Source organism: Parabacteroides sp. merdae-related_45_40, assembly GCF_001915675.1.
On sequence record NZ_MNQY01000050.1, the window covers coordinates 25,504 to 35,096 of the forward strand.

Consider the following 9,593-nt stretch of genomic DNA (forward strand, 5'->3'; position numbering starts at 1 on the left):
AATCTTCTATCGGCAGCCTTGCAAACAACAATTTACTTTTTCAGAATAACAGGTCATCTTTTTCTTCGCTTTTCATCGCTGCCATGGCATATGGAGACAAGTCAACTTTTCAAATGGACGTCATCTCCTTCCATCGATTACCAAAACTTGTTATTCTCTTGGCTATACTCGAATCCTGCACTCTTCAGTTTCTGGACAAGCATCTCTTTTTGAAGATGCATATCGTCACACAGTTCATCAAGAGAAGAATAATTATCACGTAATTTCATATTGATGAAGCTGAAAAGCATCATCGGATCTTCCGGAAGTGTCATAGTTCATCATCTTTTCTAAATCAGGTGCAAAGATAATGGCTTATTCCATAATCTCGTCTTCCCGATTTAAAAAAACAGACATTTGTATCCGACTTTCTTTTGAAAGCAACTAATCCGGAAATCACCAGATGGAACACTGTACAGGAGCTTCAAAAGAAATTAAATTCAATATCACCTATCGTGATAAGTTACTCCGCGAAAACATCACCAGAACCGTCCTGCAAAAAGAGGACAGCCACTCGGACGACAAGACGGAAAAACAGCAAACCCCGACTGCCGCATGGAAAATGGGCTGTCGGGGTCATTATCATAATCAGGGGAATTGCGGAGTTCGCAGGCCCAACCGGTATTAGCGGTCTGCAATAGGGAGATACGGCTGCTCTTCGAGGACGTTCTTGTAGGCCGGACGGATGATGCGCTTGCCATCGAAGTTCAACTCTTCGATGCGGTGGGCGGTCCATCCGACGATACGTGCCATCGCGAACAGAGGTGTATAGATTTCCTGCGGCAATCCGATCATTTCATACACGAAACCGGAATAGAAATCAACGTTCGAGGAAACGCGTTTCTTCGTCCCTTTATGCTTGGCGAAACACTCGATGGCACGTGATTCGAGCAATTCGAGGAAAGCAAATTCCTCTTCACGCCCTTTTTCTTTCGCGAGATCACGTGCCAGTTCTTTCAAGACGACGGCGCGGGGATCGGAAATCGTATAGACAGCGTGTCCGATACCGTAGATCAGGCCGGTCTTGTTATAGGCTTCCTTGTTCAGCATCCGCATGAAATAGGTATCTATCTCGTCTACATTTTTCCAGTCGGCTATGTTTTCTTTCAGATGATGGAACATATCAACCACCTGGATATTGGCTCCCCCGTGCAACGGACCTTTCAGCGAACCGATACCAGCGGCTATGGAAGAATAGGTATCCGTACCGGTTGAGCTAGTCACGCGGACTGTGAACGTCGAGTTGTTACCTCCTCCATGTTCGGCCTGGAGAACAAGCAGTAAGTCGAGCGTACGAGCTTCCAGATCGGTAAAATCTTTTTTCAGCATATGAAGGAAGTTTTCGGCGATCGAAAGATTTTCATGCGGGTGGCGGATATGCAGCGAACGACCTTGCTGGCTATGTCGGTAAATGTTATAAGCATAGGCGATGATGGTCGGGAAACGTGAGATCAGCTCGATCGACTGGCGCATCAAGTTGTCGCGAGAGGTATCATCGGGGTTCGGATCGAACGTGTACATTTCGAGGACGCTACGGGCCAGGATGTTCATGATGTTCTGTCCCTCCAGATCCAGGATGTTCATCTTCGTCTTCTGTTCGAGCGGCATATTGTCACAGATTAGTTCCTTGAAACCTGCCAGTTCTTCTTTATCTGGCAATTTACCGGACAAAAGCAGGTAAGCGACCTCTTCGAAACCGAAACGTTTCTCCTTGATCAACCCGTGTGCGATGTCTTCCACATCGTATCCGCGGTAAAACAGTTTTCCAGGGATCGCTTTCAGTCCGCCTTCAGGCAGACGCTCGTAACCCACCACATTACCGACTTTCGTCAGTCCGACCAGCACTCCTGTACCGTCTTCGTTACGAAGCCCGCGCTTCACATTATACATTGGGAACAGTTCGTTGTCAATCTTGCATGCTTCTTTGGATGCATCGGACAATTTATAAATGATATATTCTTTTTTCATGACAGTAAATTTTAATTTATTCAACTCCTATGCCGTTACAAGACCGACATGATATATTCTCCAAACTCCTTAGTGCCGAGAGGCTGTCCGTTCGGCATGAAGCGGGCCAGGTCACGGGTGGCCTTCCCTTCGGAGAAAGCGTGTTCGAGTGCGGCGGTTATCAGCCGGCCGGCCTCATTCCATCCCATATATTCGAGCATCATGACGGAAGAGAGCAAAAGCGAGCAGGGATTCACGACGTTTTTGCCGGCGATGTTAGGTGCCGTCCCATGTGTCGCTTCGAAGATCGCATAGCCGCTGTCGTAGTTGATGTTGGCTCCCGGTGCGATACCGATACCGCCAACCATAGCCGCCAACTGGTCGGAGACATAATCACCATTGAGATTCAGCGTGGCAATCACCGAATATTCTTCCGGCACAAGGAGGGTGTTCTGAAGGAAGGCGTCGGCAATCACATCTTTGATGACGACCTTTCCGGCAGCTTCGGCATCCAACAGAGCGGTAGCGGCGGCATCCTCTCCTTTTTCCTTTTTGATCTTCTCATACTGGGGCCACGTAAAAGTCTTATCGGGGAATTCGCGTTCGGCCAACGCATATCCCCACAGTTTGAAGCCGCCTTCCGTAAACTTCATGATGTTTCCCTTATGCACCAACGTGACACTGGGCAAGCGGTTGGCCAAAGCAAATTCGATGGCAGCGCGAACGAGACGTTCCGTACCTTCGACCGAAACGGGTTTCACGCCGAAGGAGGAAGTTTCGGGAAAACGCACCTTCGTCACACCCATCTCTTCCGTCAGGAACTTGAGGAATTTGCGAGCTTCGGGCGTCCCTTGCTGCCATTCGATGCCGGCATAGATATCTTCAGTATTCTCGCGGAAGATATACATATCGACTTTTTCCGGCTCTTTGACAGGTGTCACAACTCCACGGAACCAACGTACCGGACGGAGGCAGACATAGAGGTCAAGGGTCTGCCTAAGAGCAACGTTCAACGAACGGATGCCACCGCCGATAGGCGTTGTCAGCGGGCCTTTGATCCCGATCATATATTCGCGGAAAGCCTCCATCGTCTCGTCGGGCAACCAACTGCCGATCTGCTTGAAGGCTTTTTCGCCTGCCAATACTTCCTTCCATTCGATCACTCGCTGGCCGCCATACGCCCTGCCAACCGCTTCATCGACAATGCGCTGGCAAACTGGTGTAATCTCCGCACCTACTCCATCTCCCTCTATAAAGGGAATGACGACTTTATCGGGGACAAGGAGGGTCCCGTTTTGTTTTGTTATCTTATTCATAATCTTATTCTCTATTTTTACAAATGATGATTTAACAACCTTGTTCCCGCGTCAAGTGCGGGAACAGGACAGTTTTAATTCGACCATAAATCAATAATTTATCATCGGGCTGCATTCAACGCTGCTCCCGCTTTAAACCATTTTATCTGCAACTCATTATAGGTATGATTCACCGCGAACGATTCTTCTGTGCCGTCGGCATGGTAAAGGATTGCCGTCAGCGGCTTTCCGGGGGCGAACTCTTTCAAGCCGACAATCGAAATCTTGTCTTCCTCGCGTACTTTCTTATAATCATCCTTATCGGCAAAAGTGAGGGCAAGCATACCCTGCTTTTTCAGGTTCGTTTCATGGATGCGGGCGAAGCTTTTGGCAAGGATCACTTTTACATTCAGGAAACGAGGCTCCATAGCGGCATGTTCGCGAGACGATCCCTCACCATAATTTTCTTCTGCTACGACGATAGATGAAATTCCCTTTGCCTTATACTGTTTGGCGACGGCCGACACAGCCTCATACTTGCCGTTCAGCTGGTTCAATATGCTGTTTGTCTTGCCGTTGAAAGCATTCACAGCCCCCATCAGCATATTGTCCGAAATATTCTCCAAATGGCCGCGGAAGCGAAGCCACGGACCAGCCATCGAGATATGGTCGGTCGTACATTTGCCTTCAGCCTTCAGCAACAGCGGCATTTCGATCAGCTCTTTGCCGTCCCAAGCGGCGAAAGGCTTCAAGACCTGTAAACGGTTGGAGCCGGGATTGATTACCACTTCGGCGTCCTTCCCCGTCGGGACAACATACCCGTTGTCTTTCACTTCGAATCCTTTCGGCGGGAAGTCGGTGCCTTCCGGTTCTTTCAGTTTCACTTCGCGGCCGTCGGCGGTTTTCAGTGTATCGGTCAGCGGGTTGAAACAAAGGTCTCCGGCGATGGTCAGCGCGAGCGTCAGTTCCGGGGAAGCAACAAAGGCATGCGTGTTCGGGTTGCCGTCTGCTCGTTTGGCGAAATTACGGTTAAAGGAGGTAACGATGGAGTTTTTGCGCGTATTGTCGTCGGTATGCCGTTTCCATTGCCCGATACACGGACCGCAGGCGTTGGCCATAACTGTCGCGCCAATTTGCTCGAAATCTCCGAGGATACCGTCCCGTTCGGCCGTATAGCGTATCTGTTCGGAGCCGGGGTTGATAATCAGCGGAGCTGCCACCGGTATCTTGTCTTCGGCTGCCTGGCGGGCAATTGAAGCGGCACGGCTCAAATCTTGGTAGGACGAGTTCGTACAAGAACCGATCAGTCCAACTTCCATCTTGCGGGGCCAACCATTCTCCTTCACTTTGGTAGCAAACTCGGAAATAGGCGTTGCCGCATCCGGCGTGAACGGGCCATTGATATGCGGTTCCAATTCGGACAAATTGATTACAATCACACGGTCATAAAAAGAATCCGGTTGAGCCTGCACATCCATATCGGCTTCCAAATAGTCGGAAACGGCTGTTGCCCACTCGGCCACATCATCACGTCCCGTAGCACGCAAATAAGTGGCCATGTTCAGATCGAACGGGAAAAGGGAAGTCGTGGCACCCACCTCGGCTCCCATATTACAGATCGTCGCTTTCCCCGTCGCAGACAAGGATGCGGCACCGGGACCGAAATATTCGATGATGGCATTCGTCCCACCCTTCACAGTGAGGATTCCTGCCAGTTTCAAGATCACGTCCTTCGGAGATGCCCATCCGCTCAGGCTACCAGTCAGTTTTACACCTATCAGTTTCGGCATTTTCAACTCCCATTCCATACCTGTCATCACATCCACTGCGTCAGCGCCGCCTACACCGATGGCAATCATCCCCAGACCACCCGCATTTGGCGTATGCGAGTCCGTACCAATCATCATACCGCCGGGAAAAGCATAGTTCTCAAGCACTACCTGATGGATAATGCCGGCTCCCGGTTTCCAGAAACCGATACCGTACTTGTCGGAAACGGATTTTAGGAAATCATAGACTTCGCTGTTGCTCTGCGTAGCCGTTGCGATATCCGTCTTAGCTCCCATATTCGCTTGGATCAGGTGATCGCAGTGCACGGTGGCAGGAACGGCCGATTTGGATTTTCCTGCATTCATGAACTGAAGCAACGCCATCTGCGCGGTCGCATCCTGCATCGCGACACGGTCAGGACGGAAATTCACATAATCTTCACCACGGCGGAAAGGACAGATGTCCGATTCTTCATACAAATGTGCATATAATATTTTTTCAGCCAGGGTCAACGGACGGCCAACCTGTTCGCGAGCTGCATCCACCCGCTTCGGGAAATTAGAATAAAAGCTTCTCAGCATGTCAATGTCGTACACCATATCTATTCTTTTTATTAGTTAGCAATGTAGGATGGGATAAAAATAGTATTTATATAAATACCTTTTATTCAATAATTTCTATCGGCTGATAAAGGGTATCTATGAGAACGGGCTCCCTATACGTTCAATAATAGAACGTAGCGGGAGCCCGTTTTGTTCAAAGGCTTTGTTTATTCCTTCAACGATTCTTTCCATTTATCCGCATAGCTGTGCAAAATGGAAGCGATTCCTTCCCCGATACGGACATAATCTTCACGTTTCAGATTGGCTAGCGAACAGCGGATGGACCACTCTGGTGCATCGAATCCGCCACCGTTGAGCAATACCAGTGAAGTTTCTTGTGCCAGGCGGAACACGACGTCTACCGGCTCGTAATTTTCCTGTAAGTAGACAACGAAATCATCTCCGTAAAATTTCTTCGCCCAGACCAACATATCAATCTCGCTATAGTAGCCGGCACACAACGGATCGTCGAGCAATGTGAAACCGGTGCTTTCCCAAAGCGTATGAAGGCGGTCGTGAATGATCTGCTGCATCTTCGCCTTATAAGCATTCTCGCGATCCAGCAGAGAGAAGGAGGCAAAGAGCGCCATTTGCGTCTGTTGCGGCAGCGAAAGACCGGCGGTATGGTTCAAGGCGACCTGACGGCTGTCGGCAACCATACGGTCGATGAAACGGATTTCCTCTGGATGGAGCGAAATACTGCTATAGCGTTCGTTCAACTGCTCTTTCCGCTCTGCCGGCAATTCCTTCAGCATCCGGTCGTATATATTCTCTTCGTGCAACGCGACAACGGCCAGGCGCCAGCCTGTCGCTCCGAAATATTTGGAGAAGGAATAGACGCAGAGGGTGTTCTCCGGCAATTCCGCCATGATCGAACGGAAATGGGGAATGTAGGTCGCATAGACATCATCGGTAATGATCATCAGGTTCGGATTGTCATTGCGTACGATATCTACAATACGTTTCATCAAACCATCTGTCAAACCGTACGAAGGCGGATTGCTCGGATTGACGATAAAGGCGGCCTTGACAGAAGGGTCTTTCAGAATGTCCAGGTCTTCTTCCTTGTACTGCCAGGTATGATAGCCGTCTTTTGTCATTTTACAAGCGTGGATTTCGGTTACATCGAACAAGTAGCGGGCTTGTTCCGGTATCTCTATATAAGGAGTGAATACCGGGGCGAACAGGACGATCTTGTCACCTTTACCAAGAAGGAAATTTTGTTGCAGAGAATCGAATATATAGCACATCGCGGCGGTTCCCCCTTCGGTAGCAAAGAGATCGAACTTCCCTTTGGGCGGGCGGTTGTCGCACAATTCCTGCTTCAGGTAGTCTTCGACCAATACTTCCGTATATTTCAGGATGCGGTCGGGAACGGGATACTGGTCTCCGATGACGCCTTCCGCCCATTCGTGTACGAGGTCGTTCTCATCGACTCCTTTCTCATTCACAAGATAATCGTAGGTGTCTTTCAGCAGTGCCATGCCGGGAGAGCCGGCGTGCTTCATCAGGAATTGCGTGAAACGGGTAGCGATACGTTTCTTTTCGGGGATACCGGCCAGTCCGATCATTTCCTCGCCATATTCGGAGGAACGGGCGCATTCTTCCAGTCCGAACTGGCCGAGCAGGAAAAAGGCTTCGCGGGGTACAGTACTGATCCAGTTCGGATTGCCACGCCCTGCGTTCAGCATGATATGCGTACTCTTACGGGCGCTTTCGTCCGCAAGGTCTATCAGGATATTTTTCAGTTCGAAAGGACTGATTTCTGACATTTTCTTTTCGTATTCACGAGTGATTTTGTGTGTCATAGAGAAATAACTTAATTGAATATAATGAGTATATAAAAACAATACTTCCAATACCCTTCAGGTCATCAAGAGGACGATCACGACTCCCCAAATGATCAACAGGGTATTACCGACCGCGTATGTCACCGTATAGCCTAATGCGGGTGTCTGGCTCTCCACGGCATCTTCCACAGCACCTAAAGCTGCTGTGGTCGTACGCGCTCCAGATGTACAGCCCAACGTAATGGCCGGGTGGAACTTAAAGACATATCTTCCCAACAGCACACCGACGATCAATGGGATAGCGGTAGCCAACGCACCGATGAAGAAGAGGCTGACGCCGACCTCCTTCAAGCCGGTGACAAAGCTCGGTCCGGCCGTAATACCGACAACAGCGATGAACATATTCAACCCGACATTATTCAATACCCAAAGGGAAGGTTCCGGAATTCGTCCGAAAGTCGGATGCTTGGAACGCAACCATCCGAAGACCAACCCGGCGATCAACGCCCCGCCACTCGTACTCAAGCTGATGGGAACACCTCCGAAATGGATCGCCAAGGCCCCCACGACACCTCCGAGAAAAATTCCGAGGCCGACGAAAATCATATCCGTCTGGTTCGTCGGGCGGTCGGCATAGCCTAATGTATCGGCAGCCGCATTCACCTCCAATTTTGTACCAACCAACTCCAACATGTCGCCGGGATCGATCGTCGTCGCGGCTAAAACCGGAATGTTGATACCAGCACGTTTGATGCTCTTGATGCTGACACCGTGCATAACTGGTAATTTGCGTAGTTTAGCGACTGTCATGCCTGCATATTCTTTGCGGGAGATCAATACGGGCAGGGTTTCGGCCGGAAAGTCCAACAATTCGATATCATTTACTTCATCGCCGATCCAGTCCTCTTCTCCGATCACAAATTCACGACGTCCGCTGAGCACGACTTCGTTTCCTTTCAAAAGCATTTGGTCGGATTTCGCATCCCGAATCACACCATCGATACGAACCCGTTCGACGAAAAGGCGTCTTCCTTGTCCCTCCAAATAATCTTCCAGCTCTTTCACGGTCTTTCCCGCGCCGAACCAGCCATTGTTAATCTTGTAGGCGCGGAACGTGATCGGACGGGCGGCAGGCATGAAGCCGGGTTGCTCGCTTTCGTCGTCCGAACCCATTTTGGCTTCCAGTTCGCGACAGGCTTTCTTGACCGATTCGATCCCTCCCAACAGACGGGGAGCAATATCACTCATGATCCAAGCGGAACCAGCCGTACCGAAAATATAAGAGACGGCATAGGCTACCGGCATGACATTGATCATATCCGTTTTATCTGCCACCGGTATTCCTAATTGGTTAATCGTATCTTCAGCCACACCGAGTACGGCTGATATCGTCTGCGAACCTGCCAACAGACCGGCTGCCTCTCCGGCAGAATAGCCCATGATCTTTGCCAGCACAAACGGGGCCAACAGGCAGAACAGGCACATCACGACGGCAAACAATACCTGTGGCAATCCCTCTTTTTTCAATCCTCGGAAGAATTGCGGACCGACACTATACCCTACGGCAAACAAGAACATCAGAAAAAATACCGATTTCAACGGAGCTCCGATATCGATATGCAATTGTCCGATCAATACACCGACCAGCAAGACGCTGGTTACCGTTCCTAACGTGAACTTTTTAATCTTGAATTTACCGATCCAGAAGCCGAAAGCCAGCGTGAGAAAGATAGCAAGCTCCGGGTAATGCCGGAGCAAATTGGCAAACCATTCCATAAATCTATTTTTTTGGCGTTAATAAAATTGATAATGAAACACGGCAGACGAAAGAGTTGTTGTGTTAAACCGACTGAAACCGGAGTTAAATTTATAGTTGGTATATCAAAACATATTATCCATCTTTTAGGACAACCGCATCAAAATTTTCCAAGGTTGTGATCTTCATACGAAGTTTTCTACAAATCCTCTATCACTCTATCACTACGAAGGTTGTAGCTATTAACATTCAAGCGTTAGAGGAGTGATACAGGACGTTTTCCTGTATCACTCCTCTATCACTTCTGAAACATGGCATTTTTGTTTATGAAACAAGCACATAATTCCGTAAACACCCCCATGTTGCCATCCTTTACATCCGGGTGTAGGGAGCC

General features: G+C 49.3%; 7 protein-coding genes. 1 reads left to right on the forward strand and 6 read right to left on the reverse strand.

Going from position 1 to position 9,593, the window contains the following annotated elements; translation table 11 throughout:
* Nucleotides 1–137 precede the first annotated feature (137 nt).
* Nucleotides 138–314 (reverse strand): DUF4250 domain-containing protein, encoded by a 177-nt coding sequence (locus BHV83_RS08290; protein ID WP_005639397.1) that lies wholly within the window; start codon nt 312–314, stop codon nt 138–140.
* Nucleotides 315–442: 128 nt separating this feature from the next.
* On the opposite strand from BHV83_RS08290, the gene BHV83_RS08295 reads away from it, so the two are divergent.
* The gene (locus tag BHV83_RS08295) at nt 443–667 is read left to right on the forward strand and encodes a hypothetical protein (protein WP_286757329.1); all 225 of its coding nucleotides are present in this window, start codon (nt 443–445) and stop codon (nt 665–667) included.
* On the opposite strand, the gene BHV83_RS08300 is transcribed toward BHV83_RS08295, so the two are convergent.
* The 5 genes from BHV83_RS08300 to aspT all read right to left on the reverse strand — a co-directional run bounded on the left by BHV83_RS08300 (nt 664) and on the right by aspT (nt 9,219).
* Nucleotides 664–2,007 carry a citrate/2-methylcitrate synthase gene (locus tag BHV83_RS08300; protein WP_046452313.1) on the reverse strand — a complete coding sequence of 448 codons (1,344 nt, stop codon included), beginning with the start codon at nt 2,005–2,007 and terminating at the stop codon, nt 664–666. The genes BHV83_RS08295 and BHV83_RS08300 overlap by 4 nt on opposite strands.
* A gap of 35 nt (nt 2,008–2,042) precedes the next feature.
* Nucleotides 2,043–3,302: an NADP-dependent isocitrate dehydrogenase gene (icd, locus tag BHV83_RS08305; RefSeq protein ID WP_138273239.1), complete on the reverse strand. Its 1,260-nt coding sequence runs from the start codon at nt 3,300–3,302 to the stop codon at nt 2,043–2,045.
* Nucleotides 3,303–3,403: 101 nt separating this feature from the next.
* Nucleotides 3,404–5,650, reverse strand: a complete 2,247-nt coding sequence (locus BHV83_RS08310) for an aconitate hydratase (protein ID WP_286757332.1) — start codon at nt 5,648–5,650, stop codon at nt 3,404–3,406.
* 170 nt (nt 5,651–5,820) lie between these two features.
* Nucleotides 5,821–7,461, reverse strand: a complete 1,641-nt coding sequence (locus BHV83_RS08315; RefSeq protein ID WP_286757334.1) for a bifunctional aspartate transaminase/aspartate 4-decarboxylase — start codon at nt 7,459–7,461, stop codon at nt 5,821–5,823.
* 57 nt (nt 7,462–7,518) lie between these two features.
* On the reverse strand, nt 7,519–9,219 hold the full coding sequence (gene aspT / locus BHV83_RS08320; RefSeq protein WP_005649926.1) for an aspartate-alanine antiporter: 1,701 nt from the start codon (nt 9,217–9,219) through the stop codon (nt 7,519–7,521).
* Nucleotides 9,220–9,593: the final 374 nt, after the last annotated feature.

What these genes read in the sequence shown, in the direction of transcription:
- BHV83_RS08290 (WP_005639397.1), bottom strand. Translation starts at nt 314, where the DNA reads ATGACACTTCCGGAAGATCCGATGATGCTTTTCAGCTTCATCAATATG.
- BHV83_RS08295 (WP_286757329.1), top strand. Translation starts at nt 443, where the DNA reads ATGGAACACTGTACAGGAGCTTCAAAAGAAATTAAATTCAATATCACC.
- BHV83_RS08300 (WP_046452313.1), bottom strand. Translation starts at nt 2,007, where the DNA reads ATGAAAAAAGAATATATCATTTATAAATTGTCCGATGCATCCAAAGAA.
- icd (WP_138273239.1), bottom strand. Translation starts at nt 3,302, where the DNA reads ATGAATAAGATAACAAAACAAAACGGGACCCTCCTTGTCCCCGATAAA.
- BHV83_RS08310 (WP_286757332.1), bottom strand. Translation starts at nt 5,650, where the DNA reads ATGGTGTACGACATTGACATGCTGAGAAGCTTTTATTCTAATTTCCCG.
- BHV83_RS08315 (WP_286757334.1), bottom strand. Translation starts at nt 7,461, where the DNA reads ATGACACACAAAATCACTCGTGAATACGAAAAGAAAATGTCAGAAATC.
- aspT (WP_005649926.1), bottom strand. Translation starts at nt 9,219, where the DNA reads ATGGAATGGTTTGCCAATTTGCTCCGGCATTACCCGGAGCTTGCTATC.